Raw genomic sequence first — 17,213 nt, forward strand, 5'->3', positions numbered from 1 at the left:
AATATCAAACTTATGAAACCATCAGTAAACTTATTATCACCAGACAATCACGCATTAGTATTAATTGATTTCGAAGGGCAAATGGCATTTGCTACAAGCAGTATTGCTTTGAGCGAATTGCGTAATAATGTTGCTATTGTTTGCGGCGCATCAAAAATCTTTAATGTTCCAACAATTGTAACCACTGTTTTTGAAGAAAGTTTTGCAGGACCGGTTTTTCCGGAAATTGAAGAATATTATCCAATCGCAACTTCAGGATATATTGACCGTACAACAATGAATACCTGGGAAGACGAAAACGCTTATAAAGCAATTACAGGAACGAAAAAACAAAAACTGGTTCTTGCAGGATTATGGACAGGAGTTTGCATTGTTGGTCCAGCTTTATCTGCTATTGAAGAAGGTTATGAAGTTTACGTAATTACAGATGCCTGCGGAGATGTAAGCACCGAAGCACACGAACGCGCAATACAAAGAATGATTCAAGTTGGTGCACAACCTATAACTTCTATCCAATATATATTAGAACTTCAAAGAGACTGGGCACGTCAGGAAACATACGTTCCGGTAACGAATTTAATGAAAAAACACGGCGGATCTTACGGTTTAGGAATTCATTATGCACACAACATGTTGAAACACTAATTCATTTCAACATAAAACTTGAAACTTCAAACCTGAAACTTCAAACAAAATAAATAACCCTTTTACGCTTCATTATCTTGGAATCATCAAAATCCATATCGCCAAAAAACAAGAACTTCGGAATCATCATAATATGTTTTCTTTTAATAGGAAGCATTGCATCGGCGCAAAACTTTAAACTTTTGCGTTATGATGAAAACTACGAATTTCTAAAAGATTCAAGCAGAAATTTTTATGAGAATCTAAAATTCATTCCGTTAAACAAACAGAAAGATTTTTATATGTCTCTTGGAGGTGAAGCAAGATATGAATACGTTGATTTCAATAATGAAGATTGGGGAAGATTAAATATTGGTCACAACAACTTTTTTCTGCAACGTTATGATCTTCATGCCGATGTTCATTTAGGAAAAACCTTTAGAGTATTTGCACAATTAAGAAGCGCTTTGCAAGATGGCAGAATCAACGGTCCAAGAGGAATTGACGAAGATCAGTTGAATGTTCAGAATCTTTTTTTAGATGTAAATCTATATCAAAAAGAAGATAAAAAACTAACGATTCGTGCCGGAAGACAAGAACTTGATTACGGTTCAGGAAGATTAATTTCAGTAAGAGAAGGTCCAAATGCGAGACTTTATTTTACAGGAGCAAAAATAATGTACTCTTCTGCCAGATTCTCAATTGACGGTTTTGCCATGATGGCAGATACAGTTTACAAAGGCGTTTTTGATAATAAAATGTCGAAACAAATCAATTTATGGGGCGCTTATTCCAAAATAATATTCCCAAAAGCAGGAAATCTGGATCTTTATTATCTCGGAATACAAAAAAAAGAATCACTGTTTGAAGAAGGAATTGCTCCCGAAAAAAGACATACAATAGGTACAAGATTCTGGAAATACGGCGGAGGTTTTATTTATAATCTTGAAGCTGCATATCAATTTGGGAGTTTTGGTTCCGGAAATATTAATGCCTGGACAGCTTCTGCAGATTTAGGTTATTCCTTTGAAAATATAAAGTTCAAGCCAACGATAAACCTTCGAAATGATTATATCTCGGGAGATCAAAATCAAGGCAATGGAAACCTGCAAACGTTTAATCCGTTGTATCCAAAAGGAGGATATTTTGGTTTTAGTCCGCAAGTGGGTCCCGTAAACCTTATCGACATTCATCCTTATGCCACGATGGATTTATTACCACAATTAAAGATGCAGGTCGATGTGGTTTTTAACTGGAGATATTCACTGCAAGACGGTGTTTACAGACCAAGCGGCACACTAAATCTTCCCGGAAGTGCATCAGACAAACGTTATATCGGGACGGCTTATCTTGCTAATTTTACCTATAGTATCAGCAAATATATATCAGTCGTAAGCGGAATTCAATATTTTAAAACAGGCGCTTTTATCGACGACATCATTCCAAATTCTAAAGACGGCGTTTTCTTTAATGCCCGACTCGGATTTAAATTTTAAGAACAACCATTGAACATAATTAATTAACACATAGAAACATAGATTTTGTAATTTTAAAAAGGCGTTTCACTTGCATTAACAAACATAGACTATGTGTGAGAAACAAGTTTCTTTTAGATACTCTTTTTTATTCATTTCAAAATATAAATCTATGTCTCTATGTGTTTAAAAAAATTCACCATTACAATAACGTTAACTAAATTCATAACGATGAAAAATACCACACTTTTATCCACATATAGACTTAGAAATTCTTATCTAATTCTTTTTACAGCATTATTTTTTGCTAATGCTTCTTTTGCACAAACAGCAACACTCGGATCAACAACCACTTGGGGAAAAGTTGACGGAGTTTCCATAAACGGATTGGTTCAGGGACCATCATCAGCCGAAGCAGAATTGCAAGTTGCCTGCGTTTTCGAATATACTGAAGGTGACATTTTTAACCCTCCTGCCCTTCCTGCAAACTTAAACGGAATGGTACATTTAGACGATGCCTTAAAAGGAATTATTACCGAATTACGCAAAAGCGGAAAATTCACCGGACATTCTCTTGAAACTTTATTGATTACACCTCCAAAAGGAACTTTGGCAGCCAAACAATTATTACTTATTGGTCTTGGCGATCGCAATAAATTCACACCAGATTTAATGATAAGTGTAGGAAGTGTTGCCACGCGCGAAGCTTTGCGTTTAGGCGTTTCTAACTTCGCTTTTGCAAGTGATATTAAAGATGCAGGAATCGATTCTCCCACGGCTTTAGTCGCAACAAATGTTGTTTTAGGCTCTTTTGAAGCTTATAGAACCCAAACCTATTTAAAAGATAAAAAATTATCAGATTATAAGCCTTTGACAAAAATCACTTTGCTTGCAGGACCATCATTCTACAATGTTGCAGGCGAAGGAATTAAAGAAGCAATTACAAAACTTAACGCTAAATAATTGAATTATGAAAGCAGATTTAATTTTATTCAATGGCAAGATTCATAGTTTCAATGCCGAAACGCCAAATGTTACAGCCGTAGCAATCAAAGACGGAAAATTTATTGCAGTTGGAAACGACAGCAACATAATGGAATTTGCTTCTGAAGAAACCAAAATAATCGATCTTCAAAATAAAAGAGTTGTTCCCGGAATCAACGATTCGCACATTCACCTTATTCGTGGCGGTTTAAACTACAACTTAGAATTGCGTTGGGATGGCGTTCCTTCGCTTGCAGATGCACTTCGAATGTTAAAAGAACAAGTCGATCGTACACCAAATCCGCAATGGGTTCGTGTGGTTGGTGGTTGGTCAGAATTTCAATTTGCTGAACGCCGAATGCCAACTTTACAGGAAATTAATGCAATTGCACCTGAAACTCCTGTTTTTATTCTGCATTTATACGATAGAGCAATTATGAACAGAGCCGCATTAAAAGCTGTTGGTTATACTAAAAACACGCCAGCGCCTCCCGGAGGGCAAATTGAGCGTGATTCAAATGGCGAACCAACCGGACTTATTATTGCGACTCCAAACGCCATGATTTTGTATTCGACTTTAGCAAAAGGACCAACGCTTTCGTATGAGCATCAAATCAATTCGACGCGTCACTTCATGAAAGAATTGAATCGTTTTGGGATAACAAGTGTTATTGATGCCGGAGGAGGATTTCAGAATTTTCCCGACGATTATAAAGTTGTAAACGAACTAAACGAAAAGAAACAATTAACGGTAAGAATCGCCTATAATCTTTTTACTCAAAAACCAAAACACGAATTCGAAGACTTTGAAGATTGGATCGATACCGTAAAATTATATCAGGGCGATGATATGTATCGTCATAATGGTGCGGGAGAAATGTTAGTTTTTTCTGCTGCTGATTTTGAAGATTTCCTTCAGCCAAGACCAGATCTTCCTGAAAATATGGAAGCAGAATTGGAAAAAGTAGTTCGTCTTTTGGTAGAAAATCGCTGGCCATTTAGACTTCATGCAACTTATAACGAAAGCATTACAAGATTTTTGAATGTATTCGAAAAAATCAATCAGGAAATTCCGTTTAACGGATTACCCTGGATATTTGATCATGCCGAAACTATTGACGAAAGAAACATCGAACGTGTCAAAAATCTAGGCGGAGGAATCGCAGTTCAAAGCAGAATGGCATATCAAGGTGAATATTTCACAGATCGATATGGCGCAAAAGCTGCCGAAAATACGCCACCAATTAAAAAAATGCTAGAAATGGAAGTTCCCGTTGGCGGAGGTTCTGATGCCACAAGAGTAAGCAGTTACAATCCTTGGGTTTCAATGTATTGGATGACAGTTGGAAAAACGGTTGGAGGTTTGCAATTGTATAATGAAAGCAGATTAAGTCGAGAAACGGCATTAGAATTATATACCAGAGGAAGCGCTTGGTTCTCTCAGGAACAAGCCAAAAAAGGAGATGTCAAAGTTGGAATGTTTGCTGATTTGGTAGTTTTAGACAGCGATTATTTTTCTATTCCCGACGAAGACATTAAAAAAATCGAAGCAGATCTAACCATTGTCGACGGAAAAATTGTGTATGCAAACGGGGATTTCTCCTCCTTTTCACCGCCTCATATTCCGATATTACCAGATTGGTCACCAACGAATATTTACAACGGTTATCCAACCAAAAGTAATTTGCAAAGTGCGATCGAAAAGAACTCAAAAGCAGATGCAAAACCAAGTCTGACTTCTCAAATACACAGTTGCTCCGGAAGCTGCGATGTTCATGCTCATAGTCATGATATTGCCAGAATGAGCAACGTGCCCGTAAATAACTATAACGCATTTTGGGGCGCTTTAGGCTGTTCCTGTTTTGCCTTTTAAATTTAAAAAAGATGAACGAAATTATCAAACAAATCCTTTACTCAGATTTAGGAACACCATTCAACAATGCGGCATTTTTAGTATTTAGAGTATTACTTGCAGTTGAGCTATTCAGAGTACACGGAATGAAGAAATTTAGAGTTGAAAATGGACAAAGAGAACACGTTCCAAATCCACTTCATTTACCAGAAAAATTAAACGGATTAGTCGCTACTTTTTCTGATACTGTAGTTCCGTTTCTTATCATTTTAGGTATCGGAACCCGACTTGTTGTCTTGCCAACTATTGGCGTTACAGCCGTAGGATATTTTGTCGTACACAGAAAAGATTCACTCGAAGTACGCGACGTTCCTTATATGTACACGTTGTCTTTATTATTAATCCTTGCACTTGGAGCAGGAAAATATTCACTTGATTCTTATTTATTAACATTCTTAAACAATTAATTTAAACACATAGAATCATAGTTTTTGTTTCACGCAGATTTTGCAGATTAGAGCAAATCTAATTTTAGATTTTTATTAATTAATCTGCGCTTATCAGCTTAAATCTTTTTAAATCTGCGTGAAAAATATCCAATACATAAATTTAAAATGATTACTTATTAAACCTTATATAAAATGAAAGCAAACATCGGAATTAAACAAGAAAGCATCACAAAAGTTGTAGATGTATTGACTAAAGTTTTGGCTGACGAATTTGTACTTTATACCAAAACAAAAAAAGCACATTGGAATGTAGAAGGTCCGGATTTTTACAACAAACATATCTTCTTTGAGCAACAATACGAAGCGCTTGACGAAATCGTAGATGCTGTTGCCGAAAGAATCAGAACTTTAGGTCATTATGCGCCCGGAACTTTAAAAGAATATTTGGCATTAACGCATTTGACAGAAGAAACAAGAGAGAAAAACGACAGCACAGGTTATATCAAAGAATTATTGGCAGATCACGAAAGCATTTTAATTCACTTACGTGAAAACATCAATAATTTTGCTGCCGAACTTCACGACGCCGGAACCAGCGATTATATTACCGGACTTTTAGAAAATCACGAAAAAATGGCATGGATGCTTCGTGCTCACCTGAAATAATCAAAATTATGGAAATACAAAAAAACATTTGGTACGTAACCCTGCTTCTAACCATGATTGCAGGGTATTGCGATACCGTAACATTTGTTGCCGCAGATTCTATATTTTCGGCACACGTTACGGGCAACTTTATTGTCTTTGCTTATCAGATCATTAAAGGTTCTGATGTACATGCCTGGATAAAATTACTAACATTTCCGGTATTTATTATGGCCGTTATTACCGGAGGAAGAATCGCCTTAAAAAACACAAACCATTATACAATTTTGTTTTGGGAAGGTATCGTGTTGGTTTTAAGCGGAATTGCTTCTTATGCTTTTGGCTTTTTAGAAATTTTTTCAGAATGGACGATTTATACTATCGCAATGGCAACCGTTTTTGCAATGGGACTTCAGAATGCTTTTGGAAAATTGTATGCTAAAGAAACTCATGGTCCAACAACTATGATGACCGGAAATGTAACACAAGCTTCTTTGGATTTAGGCAGCATATTAAAAAACGGATTAAAAGATGCCGAAATCCTGTTGAGTTTTAAGAAACAAGTAGTTACTATTATGGGATTTTTGACAGGTTGTTTTTTGGGCGCAATTGCAGGAAAGTTTTTTGGTTTAGGAACTCTGATTATTCCCGGAATTGCCATGCTGATATGTTACCATTATCACCGCGAAAAATAGGCAAACTGAAGATACAGATTTGCAGATATCTCATAATAGATTATCTTTAAAAAATGAATTTGATCCCTATTATTCCTGTCAAAAACCACGTACGCGCCTTATTTGCAGTAACCTTTTTTATACTCGTAAATTATAGCGTTCCGGCGCAATCCAAAGAAGATTCAAATGTGTTAAAAAGTAAAATCAATAAAGCTGGAAACACGTCTCAAAAAGTCGAATTACTGTTGCGTTTGAGCGCTTATTATCTAAACAAAGATCACGAATATAAAGCCGATTTAGATGAGGCGGATATTTTAAACGGTCAAGCAAGACAATTAGCTACTAGTTTACATTATAAATCTGGAATTGGAAAATCAATCTTGCTTAACGCTCAGATTAATAGAGAAAAAGGAGATCAGAAAAATGGTCTGAAAAAGGCAAAAGAAGTTCTGGATTATTCCATAAAAAATAATTTAGCAGAACTTCAGGCAGATGCTTACTTAGAACTTGCTATGTATGGGGAATCACTGAGTGAGAGAATCAAATACAAAGAGATGGCCATCCCAATTTTAAAAAAAAATGGAGCAAAAGAAAAACAAGCAGACGTTTTAAAGGAGATTGGCGAATTGCACCTTATGCAGGATAATTGCGACAAAGGACTCGCTATTTTAAAAGAATCGCTGCTTTTGTATAAATCGATAAAATATCCTCATTTACAAGGCGTATATAACCTCTTTTCTGATGGTTATACACATACAGGGAATTTCGCAGAGGCTTTGAAGTATGCCCTTTTAGCAGAAAAAACAGCCTTAGCTGTACATGATAGTTCACTACAGTTAAGTTCAATTTACAATCATGTTGGAATGGCATATCTTAATCTTCAAAAAAAAAATAATGCAGCGGAATATTTTTATAAGGGTCTGGAAATAGCCAAAAAGCATAAAAGTACAGATTATGTCAGAGTAATTGGTGATAATCTTTGTTCGGTATTTATTTTGCAAAAAAAAGGAAACGATGCGCTCAAACTTTTAAAAGATATGCAGGTAAATTATCCTTCTTATGATGAGGAGAGGCAGATAAAAGAAAATTACCTTTTTCTTGGTATTTACAGAGTTCTGAACAATAATGAAAAAGCCACGATATACTATAATAAATTGGTAGCCTATTATGGCAAAAATGCAGAGAAAAAAGCCGAAAACAGAATGCCAATTCTGAGAAGTTTTGTCCGGTATCATTATCAGTTAAAAAACTATACCGATTTATATCCGGTAATTTATCGCTTAGATTCGCTTGCGAGGGCGTCGAACAATACTATAATGTTGTCTGACAATTATCTTATCTGGTTTAAAGCAGATTCTTCAAGAGGAAATTATCTCGATGCCATAAAACATTATCAGCTATATAAAAACATTTTAGATACTATTTATAAAGGTGAGACAAACAAACAAATTAACAATCTTCAAATTCAATTTGACACTGATAAAAAAGACAAAAATATTGACTTACTGACGCAACAAGCTAAAGTACAGCAAATACAAATTCAGAAAGACACCGTAGTAAGATATGTCTTTATAGGAAGTGTTGTCGTTCTAATACTTTTTCTGGCGTTTTTATACAATAGTTTCAGATCCAAAAAGAAAAAGAACGAAGAACTTGAAATTCAGCGACAACAGATTAACGAACAAAACGAGCTGAACAAAAAAATGTTGATCGAGAAAGAATGGCTTTTAAAAGAAATTCATCATCGTGTCAAAAATAATCTTCAGATCGTTATAAGTTTATTAAACACACAATCGGCTTATTTAGATAATGAAGACGCTTTAATGGCGATACAAAATAGTCAACACAGAATGCATGCGATGTCATTGATTCATCAAAAACTATATCAATCTGATAATCTGGCTAATATAGATATGTCTTGGTATATTTATGAATTAATAAACTACATGAAAGAATGTTTTGATACTGATAGAAATATTCTTTTTGTTTTAGATACAGAGAAAGTATATCTTGATGTTGCTCAAGCAGTTCCGTTAGGATTAATTATAAATGAAGCGATAAATAATACTATTAAATATGCTTTTCCTTCAGGCAGAAAAGGTGAAGTACATGTTTCACTAAAAAACACAGAAGCAAATCAATATCAACTTATTATAGACGATAATGGCGTTGGACTTCCGGCAGATTTTGAAGATACCGAAAGAGATTCGCTTGGCATGAATTTAATGATTGGTTTAAGCGATCAAATAGATGGAATTTTTGATATGAAAAGTGATAACGGATTGAAAATCAAAATCACGTTTACCCGAAACACAGAATTTGAAGGATCATCTGATAATGCAGAAATTATATAAATCTAAGAAATGAAGGAGAAAATTCTAATTGTTGAAGATGAATTTATAGTAGCAAATGACCTAAAAATCATGCTGCTAAAAGCGGGTTATCAAGTAACTGGTATTGCTTCTTCTGTGGTTCAGGCCCGAAAATTAATCGAAGCCAAAAGACCGGATTGGGTTTTACTGGATATCATGCTAAAAAATGATCTGACGGGAATTGATCTGGCTTGGGAATTAAGGGAGATGCAATTGCCATTTCTATACATTTCGGCAAATACCAACCAAACTACTCTTGAAGCTGTAAAAGAGACGCATCCGTATGGTTTTATGGTAAAACCGTTTAGAGAAAGAGATCTTATTGTAATGCTGGACATTGCAAAATATAGATTTGAGCAGGAAAAAGGAACATTTACGGAAATAAAAACGGAAAACGAAAATCAGGAAATCGACGGAATCATCGGCAAAAGTCATCTTTTAAAAGAAGTAATCGAAAAAATAAAAATTGTCGCTCCGGCAGAAACTTCTGTATTGATTCTTGGAGAAAGCGGAACAGGAAAAGAAAGAGTTGCGCATGCCATACATGATCTTTCGGCACATAAATCAAACCCTATTGTCATCGTCAATTGTGCTGCTTTGCCTCATTCTCTTATCGAAAGTGAATTATTCGGACATGAAAAAGGTGCCTTTACAGGAGCAAATGCTTTACGAATTGGGAAGTTTGAACAAGCAAATAACGGAACTATTTTCCTTGATGAAATTGGCGAATTACCGCTAGATTCTCAGGTAAAATTATTGCGTGTTTTACAGGAAAAAGAAATTCAGCGACTTGGAGGAAATAAAACCATTAAAATCAATGTTCGTATTGTGGCGGCAACCAACAGATCTCTGGAAAAAGAAGTTGCCGAAGGACGTTTCAGATTGGATTTGTATTACAGACTAAATGTTTTCCCAATACAATTGCCAACCTTAAAAGAACGTAAAGAAGATATTGAATCTTTGGCTAATTATTTTCTAAAGAAATATTCCGCAAGCTCCCGAAAAAATGTCAATAGTATTAGCACCGAAGCTTTAGAGCAATTGATGCAATACAACTGGCCGGGAAATATCAGGGAATTAGAACATTTGATAGAACGAAATGTACTACTTGCCAAAACAGATGAAATCAAAAAATTTGATCTTCCGTCTAATACAGTAAATTCTGTTTTAGAAAATACAGGAAAAATGAAATCCATGGAAGAAATGGAGAAAGAACATATTATGAACGCTTTACAATCCTGCAACGGTAAAGTTTCGGGTATTGGAGGCGCAGCAGAACTGCTAAAAATACAACCGCAGACTTTGTATTCAAAAATGAAAAAATTAGGTATAAAACAAGAATATAATTAATCTACATTAAGTAGACTTAACTCCTAGTTTAACGAACTTTGTAATTCTAAACCAAGACATAAAAAATAAATATGGAAACAATAAAACTAGAATTAGACGAAAAAAAACATGGAGCTTTTAATCTTTATGTTGATGAAAAAAAACTAGGCGAAATGACCGTAAGCATCAAAGATGATTTACTAACGGTTTACCATACTGGAGTTGAACCGGAAGCGGAAGGAAAAGGTTATGCAAAGAAACTTCTGGAAGAAATGATTTCTTATGTTCGTGCGAATAACATGATGGTTTTGGCACTTTGTCCTTATGTACACGCGCAATTCAAAAGACATCTGGATGAATATGCAGATATCTGGAAGAAATAATTGAATAGTCACAGATTTTAAAAACTTTGCGACTTTGCGTCTTTGCGCGCAAATTTCTCGCCGCTTAGAAAAAAAATAATCTCGCAAAGACGCAAAGTCGCAAAGTTTAATATATAAAGTGAAATAAAAAAATCATGCTATTCTAACAACATTAATTTAAAAATATAAACTCATGAATACAGACGTTATAACTGAAGGTATTCCCTTAAGCGAAGCAAAAAAAGCCCTAATCATAATACATGGACGTGGTGCTGGTGCTGACGATATTCTTTCGATTGCGAAACATCTTAAGGTTGAAGATTTTGCATTAATTGCACCTCAGGCCGAAAACAGAACCTGGTATCCATATTCGTTTTTAGTTCCTCTTGAAGAAAACGAACCTTCGTTTTCAAAATCATTAGAAGCTATTCATCAGGTTGTGGTTGCTATTCAACAAAACGGAATTGAGAAAGAGAATATCTACTTTTTAGGATTTTCGCAAGGAGCTTGTCTAGCTTTGGAATTTACGGCTAGAAATGCTGCAAAATATGGTGGCGTTGTGGCCTTTACAGGCGGACTTATTGGCGATAAAGTATATGGAAATCATTATGCAGGAAATTTTGAAAACACGCCAATTTTCATCGGAACGAGCGATCCTGATTTTCATGTTCCGGTTGAAAGAGTAAATGAAACCGAAGCACTTCTTGAAAAATTAGGCGCAGACGTTACTAAAAAAATCTATCCAAATATGGGACATACCATAAGTCAGGATGAAGTCGATTGTGCAAATGCGCTTATTTTTTCTAAGAAATAATGATCACGATAACGCGAGTTTACAGCGATGAAAATGGCGAAAGTCATTTTGAGGATTTTGAAGTTCCGTTGAAAAACAATGGCGACATCGGATTTTTATCGGATGATGAACCTGTGAAATCAATCGTTTTTAGAGAAGTCAAACCTTCTTATGATTATGATTTTCATAATGCGCCGGATCGGCAATATATTGTTTTATTAGAAGGCGGCGTAGAAATCGAAACTTCGCTTGGCGAAAAAAGAACTTTTGAAACCGGTTCTATTTTATTGGTCGAAGACACAACAGGAAAAGGACATAAGACCAAAAATATTGAACCGAAATTGCGAAAATCAATATTTATCAAATTATAGATTGAGAAAAAATTTTACCGCAAAGTTCGCTAAGGTTATATTATAGATTGTTTTGAAAAACACAAAGTTCGCAAAGCTTTGTCTTGAAATAGCTTTGTGAACTTTGCGTAAACCTTAGCGAACTTTGCGGTAAAAATTTAACTGCAAAGTTCGCAAAGCTTTGTCTAAAAACTCTGCGAACTTTGCGTAAACCTTTGCGAACTTTGCGGTTAAATAAATAATCATAAAATGGAAAAAGAAACCGTACGAATCGAGAATTTCAGCGATGCTGTTTTTGCCATTGCTATTACGCTTTTGGTTTTGGATCTTCATGTTCCGGACACAAATATCATCAAAAACGGCACAGATCTTTTGGTTTACTTAAAAGGCGAATGGACATCGTATCTGGCTTTCACGCTTTCTTTTTTCAGTATTTTTATCATGTGGGTCAATCATCATAAGATTTTCAAACAAATTTACAGCCGCAATACTGCCATTATGTTTGCCAACGGATTGATTCTTTTTTTGGTTTCTGCCGTATCGTTTCCAACCGCTTTATTAGCACGTTTTTTTGATGGAGAAGCTTCAAATATTGCTGTGGCGCTTTATACAGGAATCTTTGTACTAATCAATATTTCGTACAATCTTTTGTGGTTTATTGCAAGTAAAAACAAAAAGCTCTTGCGTCCGGGAATTACAAATTCGGCTATTCTGAAAATTCGAAATAACTATTTATATGGACTTCCAACGTATATAATCGCGTTTGGAATTTCTTTTCAATTTCCGGCAATTGCTTTGGCTATCTGTATGATTTTGCTTGTTTTCTGGGCTTTTTCTTCCGGAAAAATAAATGTAATACAAGAATAAATCAGCCTAAAAAATGTTCTTTTTTAATGCCTAATTTCTGCATTTTCGAAATTAAGGTTGTTCCGGGCAAGTCTAATAAAATAGCGGCGCCTTGCGGACCAGAAATTCTTCCGTTGCATTTTTTTACGACTTTCAAAATATGTTCGCGTTCTACTTCCTGCAATGTTTTTAAGTACAATTCAGTTTCCGTACTATTAGATTCTGTTATAAAAACTGGAGGGAAAATCATTTCACTAATAACATCGTTTTTAGCAAACAAAACACTTCTTTCGACCATATTTTCTAATTCTCTCACATTTCCCGGCCACGAATTTGCCGTCATACTATTAAGGACTTTTTTAGAAAAGCCTTTAATCTTTTTACCAATTCTTCCAGCGTGTCTCTCTAAGAAAAAATTCCCTAAAACGGCAATATCTTCCGGACGATCGCGCAAAGCAGGCAAAGGAATCGGATATACATTTAATCGGTAATATAGATCACTTCTAAAACGATCTTCGGCAACTTCTTTTTCAAGCGATCTGTTTGTGGCCGCAATAACTCTTGCATTTACTTTTATGGTTTTATTTCCGCCAATTCTTTCAATCTCTTTTTCCTGCAAAACACGAAGCAGTTTCCCTTGAAGTTCCAAAGGCAACTCTCCTATTTCATCTAAAAAAATCGTACTGTCTTCGGCTTGTTCAAACTTACCAATTCTTTGTTCTGTTGCTCCCGTAAAAGCGCCTTTTTCATGTCCGAATAATTCACTTTCGATAAGATTTACAGGAATCGAAGCACAATTTACTTTAATCATTTTTTTATTCGAAACAAGGGACAAATCATGAATCGCACTTGCCACTAGTTCTTTTCCAGTTCCGGTTTCGCCAAAAATCAAAACCGTAGATTGCGATGGCGCGACTTGAGCAATTAATTCATAGACAATTTGCATAGCATTGCTGTCACCAACAATTCCGTAAAAACCTTCCTTATTTAGGTTCGAGACTTCAGCTTTTTTTTCGCCTAAATTTCGTTTCAAAATCTTTAATTCGGCAATGTTATTTTCGTATTCTTCCGTCATCATAATATTTCTGACCGTAATAGAAAGCTGCATGGCGATTCCACGGATGATTCGGTTGGATTCTCTGCTAAAAGTAGTAGCATTTTTAAAGAAAAGAAAAAGCACATTCCGATTTCCCTTTATATAAGGAAGACAAATTCCAATTCCGTTTTTAAAACCTTTATTATTTACCGTACTTATATAAGGAGGAAAATTATTCTGTTTTTCGTTTATTGTTTTTAGATCGAAAATAACAGCTTCGGCAGAATCCAGACAAACGTCAAAAAAGCCGTCATTAATTATTAGTTTTTGTGACGTTAGATTTTTATCTAAAAATTGATAAAAAACATGATATTCGGTTTCTTTTTCATCGGCAGAAGCCAAAATAAAATCATCAAAACTAAAATGTTCTTTTAATAAATCACTTACTACATTATTAAATTCTTCTTTGGATAAAGCCTGAGCAAGCGCACTGCAAATAGACAAAATCAGCATTTGTTCTTTTTCTCTTTCCTGCAATCTATTCATAATAATTGCGGTCTGATCTGTCGGCTTTTCCATAAACGATAATTGGTGTGGTATTTTAATGAGGTAATAGGGTAAATTTAAGAAATAGCCTTTATTAAAATACTATTGATTTTGTAAATTAAACAATTTCCATCCATAAAATTACGATATATCGTATAATTAAAAATTACTTTACATCATTAAACTATTAATAAATAAGCAATTAAACAGAACGGAATATTATTTGGTTAGTACTTTACGAATAAAAAAATAACGGCTTTTTTATTTCTTAATCTAGGTTAATCGATAGACAGCCATAACCGAAGTAAATTTGTATAAGAAAATCAAAACAAATAAATAAAAAACATCATGGAAAATAAAATTTTAGGCTTACACCATATTACTGCAATTGCTGGTGACGCAAAACGTAATTTCAACTTTTATTCTAACATATTAGGATTAAGATTCATTAAAAAAACAGTGAATTTTGATGATCCTGGAACGTATCATTTTTACTTTGGTGACGAAGTTGGAAGTGCGGGAACAATCTTAACTTTTTTCCCTTGGGGAGAAGGAATTCAACAAGGAAGAAAAGGTTCTGGAATGGCAACAGAAATTGGATATTCTGTACCAAAAGGAAGTCTTGATTTCTGGCAAGAACGTTTCGAAAAATACAATGTAATTTATAATAAACCGGCTGAAAAATTCGGAGAAAAATATCTTACTTTCTTAGATCCGGACGGTTTAAAATTAGAATTAATCGAGTCTAAAACTGGCGATAACAGAAAAGCATGGGAAACTGATGAAGTAAAAGCTGACGTTGCTACAAAAGGTTTTCATAACATCACTTTGACTTTGAATAGTATCAAAGCTACCGCTACAATTTTAACAGATATATTTGGTTATAAATTGATTGACCAAGACGTAAACAGATATCGTTATGCAACAGATGCGGTAGAAAATGCTGCAATTGTTGACTTAGTAGAATTACCGGAAGAAAAACGCGGTTTAGGAGCAAACGGAACTGTACATCACGTGGCTTTCAGAGTAGAAAATGACGAAATTTTAATGCACTTCCGTGAAAAAATCGAAGAATACGGATTGCAAATTACGCAACAGATTGACAGAAATTATTTCCACTCTCTATATTTCAGAGAGCCAGGAGGAGTTTTATTCGAAATCGCTACAGAAAACCCTGGATTTACTGTTGATGAGCCACTAGAAGAATTAGGTAAAAATCTGAAACTTCCTGCACAATATGAATCTGATAGAGCTGCAATTGAAGCACATTTGGTTAAAATTAATTAATTCTAAAAACTGAATTAAATAGCTAAAAAAAAGGCGTTAATTTAATATAATTAACGCCTTTTTACATTTAAAAAATCTTATTCCAAAATAAACCATTGCTTAACATCTTCGGCAATTGTTTCTTGGTTTATAATACTTTCGAACTCATTGTTTGTTGGATTGTATTTATAAACTTCCTGCCATTGTTTATAGTAAAAAGTTATTTTTTGGATGGCATCACAAATAAATAAAAGTTCATCGTTGGTCATTGTTGGATGCAAAGAAATACGAACCCAACCTGGTTTATTGCTTAAGTTTTTCTGAAGAAGTTCTTTTGTTATTTCTGCAGATTCTTCCCGATTAATACCAAATAAATAATGCGCATACGTACTCGCACAAGACCAACCGCCACGAACCTGAATTCCGAAGCGATCATTTAAAATACGGACAATTAAGTTATAATGAATGTTTTCAATATTAAAAGAAACGCATCCAATTCGTTCTGTATTTAAATCACCTAAAATAGAAACTCCTTCTATTTTTTGAAGTTTTGAATAACATAAATCCAACAGTTCTTTTTCTCTGTTTTTCATGTTTTCGACGCCCATTTGCTCTTTCAATTCTAAGCACAAAGCCGTTCGAATTACTTGTAGAAAACCCGGAGTTCCGCCATCTTCCTTTACTTCTATTGTATCATTATAATGATATTCGCCCCACGGATTCGTACATTTTACATTTCCGCCACCGGGATTATCAGGAAAACTGGATTTGTATAATTTCTCATTAAAAACCAAAACACCGCAAGTTCCTGGTCCACCTAAAAATTTATGAGGCGAAAAGAAAATCGCATCCAATTGCGCTTCAGGATCTTCGGGATGCATATCGATTGAAACATAAGGTGCCGAAGCAGCAAAATCAACAAAACAAAAACCTCCGTTTTGATGCATGATTTTGGCTAATTCATAATACGGCGTAATAATTCCTGTAACGTTCGAACAAGCTGTAAACGAACCAATTTTTAAACTTCGGTTTTTATATTTCTTAAGTTCTGAAGACAAGATTCTTGGATCAACCAAATTGTTTTCATCTGCGGGCAAAACCACAATATCAGCAATGGTTTCGTACCACGGAACCTGATTAGAATGATGTTCCATATGTGTAATAAAAACAACTGGTCTTTCGTCATCAAAGTGCAGTTTTACATTATAAATATTATCCTCAGAACGAAGTCCCATAATGCGTTGCAATTTTGATAAAGCAGCTGTCATTCCGGTTCCAGTCGTTACCAGACAATCTGATTCATTGGCATTTACGTGCTTTTTGATTATTGTTCGCGCGTGTTGATACGCATATGTAGATGCTTTGCCGGTTTCGCTTGAAAACGAATGCGTATTGGCAATCATCGGACCTATTTTATTGAGCATTACCTCTTCAATTGGAAAATACAATCTTCCGCTAGCGATCCAATCTGCGTACAATATTTTCTGTTTTCCGTAAACTGATTCGAAAGAATGATTAACGCCAATTGTATTTCCTCTGAATTTAGAAAAATAATGTTCTAATTCTGTTGTCGCTGTTTTTTCTATAATAGATTCCATGACTATTTTTTC

General features: G+C 34.8%; 16 protein-coding genes. 14 read left to right on the forward strand and 2 right to left on the reverse strand.

All coding sequences use genetic code 11. The features are described from left to right. The first annotated feature begins 12 nt into the window (after window positions 1–12). The 13 genes from CLU81_RS00230 (at window position 13) to CLU81_RS00290 (ending at window position 12,776) form a co-directional block, all read left to right on the forward strand. Entirely contained in the window at window positions 13–645 is a 633-nt protein-coding gene (locus CLU81_RS00230; RefSeq protein WP_099707987.1) for a hydrolase, read from the forward strand. 77 nt (window positions 646–722) lie between these two features. Beyond that, window positions 723–2,120 carry an alginate export family protein gene (locus CLU81_RS00235; RefSeq protein ID WP_233209618.1) on the forward strand — a complete coding sequence of 466 codons (1,398 nt, stop codon included), beginning with the start codon at window positions 723–725 and terminating at the stop codon, window positions 2,118–2,120. A gap of 210 nt (window positions 2,121–2,330) precedes the next feature. Further along, the gene (locus tag CLU81_RS00240) at window positions 2,331–3,062 is read left to right on the forward strand and encodes a M17 family peptidase N-terminal domain-containing protein (protein WP_099712613.1); all 732 of its coding nucleotides are present in this window, start codon (window positions 2,331–2,333) and stop codon (window positions 3,060–3,062) included. A 7-nt stretch (window positions 3,063–3,069) separates the two neighbouring features. Further along, window positions 3,070–4,956 carry an amidohydrolase gene (locus tag CLU81_RS00245; RefSeq protein ID WP_099707988.1) on the forward strand — a complete coding sequence of 629 codons (1,887 nt, stop codon included), beginning with the start codon at window positions 3,070–3,072 and terminating at the stop codon, window positions 4,954–4,956. An 11-nt stretch (window positions 4,957–4,967) separates the two neighbouring features. Next, on the forward strand, window positions 4,968–5,402 hold the full coding sequence (locus tag CLU81_RS00250) for a DoxX family protein (RefSeq protein ID WP_099707989.1): 435 nt from the start codon (window positions 4,968–4,970) through the stop codon (window positions 5,400–5,402). Between the two features lie 174 nt (window positions 5,403–5,576). Continuing rightward, window positions 5,577–6,050 carry a Dps family protein gene (locus CLU81_RS00255; protein WP_099707990.1) on the forward strand — a complete coding sequence of 158 codons (474 nt, stop codon included), beginning with the start codon at window positions 5,577–5,579 and terminating at the stop codon, window positions 6,048–6,050. A gap of 8 nt (window positions 6,051–6,058) precedes the next feature. Further along, window positions 6,059–6,724 (forward strand): YoaK family protein, encoded by a 666-nt coding sequence (locus CLU81_RS00260; protein ID WP_099707991.1) that lies wholly within the window; start codon window positions 6,059–6,061, stop codon window positions 6,722–6,724. A 53-nt stretch (window positions 6,725–6,777) separates the two neighbouring features. Beyond that, window positions 6,778–9,057, forward strand: coding sequence for a histidine kinase dimerization/phosphoacceptor domain -containing protein (locus CLU81_RS00265; RefSeq protein WP_099707992.1), 2,280 nt, complete (start codon window positions 6,778–6,780; stop codon window positions 9,055–9,057). A 9-nt stretch (window positions 9,058–9,066) separates the two neighbouring features. After that, a complete protein-coding gene (locus tag CLU81_RS00270) occupies window positions 9,067–10,425 on the forward strand; it encodes a sigma-54 dependent transcriptional regulator (protein ID WP_099707993.1) in 1,359 nt (452 codons plus the stop codon). A gap of 71 nt (window positions 10,426–10,496) precedes the next feature. Next, window positions 10,497–10,787, forward strand: a complete 291-nt coding sequence (locus tag CLU81_RS00275; RefSeq protein WP_099707994.1) for a GNAT family N-acetyltransferase — start codon at window positions 10,497–10,499, stop codon at window positions 10,785–10,787. A 172-nt stretch (window positions 10,788–10,959) separates the two neighbouring features. Next, on the forward strand, window positions 10,960–11,580 hold the full coding sequence (locus CLU81_RS00280; protein WP_099707995.1) for an alpha/beta hydrolase: 621 nt from the start codon (window positions 10,960–10,962) through the stop codon (window positions 11,578–11,580). Beyond that, window positions 11,580–11,930: a hypothetical protein gene (locus CLU81_RS00285; RefSeq protein WP_099707996.1), complete on the forward strand. Its 351-nt coding sequence runs from the start codon at window positions 11,580–11,582 to the stop codon at window positions 11,928–11,930. Before CLU81_RS00280 ends, CLU81_RS00285 begins: the two co-directional genes overlap by 1 nt. A 228-nt stretch (window positions 11,931–12,158) precedes the next feature. Then, window positions 12,159–12,776 carry a TMEM175 family protein gene (locus CLU81_RS00290; RefSeq protein WP_099707997.1) on the forward strand — a complete coding sequence of 206 codons (618 nt, stop codon included), beginning with the start codon at window positions 12,159–12,161 and terminating at the stop codon, window positions 12,774–12,776. Between the two features lies 1 nt (window position 12,777). Here the strand turns inward: CLU81_RS00290 and CLU81_RS00295 are convergent, their stop codons facing one another. After that, complete coding sequence (locus CLU81_RS00295; protein ID WP_099707998.1) at window positions 12,778–14,370, reverse strand: sigma-54-dependent Fis family transcriptional regulator; 1,593 nt, start codon at window positions 14,368–14,370, stop codon at window positions 12,778–12,780. Window positions 14,371–14,685: 315 nt separating this feature from the next. On the opposite strand from CLU81_RS00295, the gene CLU81_RS00300 reads away from it, so the two are divergent. Further along, window positions 14,686–15,624: a ring-cleaving dioxygenase gene (locus tag CLU81_RS00300; RefSeq protein WP_099707999.1), complete on the forward strand. Its 939-nt coding sequence runs from the start codon at window positions 14,686–14,688 to the stop codon at window positions 15,622–15,624. 77 nt (window positions 15,625–15,701) lie between these two features. On the opposite strand, the gene CLU81_RS00305 is transcribed toward CLU81_RS00300, so the two are convergent. Continuing rightward, window positions 15,702–17,201 carry an aminotransferase class V-fold PLP-dependent enzyme gene (locus CLU81_RS00305; protein ID WP_099708000.1) on the reverse strand — a complete coding sequence of 500 codons (1,500 nt, stop codon included), beginning with the start codon at window positions 17,199–17,201 and terminating at the stop codon, window positions 15,702–15,704. Between the last annotated feature and the right edge of the window lie 12 nt (window positions 17,202–17,213).

Origin of the sequence: Flavobacterium sp. 9 (assembly GCF_002754195.1) — a bacterium.
Classification (GTDB): domain Bacteria; phylum Bacteroidota; class Bacteroidia; order Flavobacteriales; family Flavobacteriaceae; genus Flavobacterium.

Bases quoted from the DNA above. Each gene is read 5' to 3' on its own strand.
- CLU81_RS00230 (WP_099707987.1), top strand. From the start codon at position 13: ATGAAACCATCAGTAAACTTATTATCACCAGACAATCACGCATTAGTA.
- CLU81_RS00240 (WP_099712613.1), top strand. From the start codon at position 2,331: ATGAAAAATACCACACTTTTATCCACATATAGACTTAGAAATTCTTAT.
- CLU81_RS00245 (WP_099707988.1), top strand. From the start codon at position 3,070: ATGAAAGCAGATTTAATTTTATTCAATGGCAAGATTCATAGTTTCAAT.
- CLU81_RS00250 (WP_099707989.1), top strand. From the start codon at position 4,968: ATGAACGAAATTATCAAACAAATCCTTTACTCAGATTTAGGAACACCA.
- CLU81_RS00255 (WP_099707990.1), top strand. From the start codon at position 5,577: ATGAAAGCAAACATCGGAATTAAACAAGAAAGCATCACAAAAGTTGTA.
- CLU81_RS00260 (WP_099707991.1), top strand. From the start codon at position 6,059: ATGGAAATACAAAAAAACATTTGGTACGTAACCCTGCTTCTAACCATG.
- CLU81_RS00265 (WP_099707992.1), top strand. From the start codon at position 6,778: ATGAATTTGATCCCTATTATTCCTGTCAAAAACCACGTACGCGCCTTA.
- CLU81_RS00270 (WP_099707993.1), top strand. From the start codon at position 9,067: ATGAAGGAGAAAATTCTAATTGTTGAAGATGAATTTATAGTAGCAAAT.
- CLU81_RS00275 (WP_099707994.1), top strand. From the start codon at position 10,497: ATGGAAACAATAAAACTAGAATTAGACGAAAAAAAACATGGAGCTTTT.
- CLU81_RS00280 (WP_099707995.1), top strand. From the start codon at position 10,960: ATGAATACAGACGTTATAACTGAAGGTATTCCCTTAAGCGAAGCAAAA.
- CLU81_RS00285 (WP_099707996.1), top strand. From the start codon at position 11,580: ATGATCACGATAACGCGAGTTTACAGCGATGAAAATGGCGAAAGTCAT.
- CLU81_RS00290 (WP_099707997.1), top strand. From the start codon at position 12,159: ATGGAAAAAGAAACCGTACGAATCGAGAATTTCAGCGATGCTGTTTTT.
- CLU81_RS00295 (WP_099707998.1), bottom strand. From the start codon at position 14,370: ATGGAAAAGCCGACAGATCAGACCGCAATTATTATGAATAGATTGCAG.
- CLU81_RS00300 (WP_099707999.1), top strand. From the start codon at position 14,686: ATGGAAAATAAAATTTTAGGCTTACACCATATTACTGCAATTGCTGGT.
- CLU81_RS00305 (WP_099708000.1), bottom strand. From the start codon at position 17,201: ATGGAATCTATTATAGAAAAAACAGCGACAACAGAATTAGAACATTAT.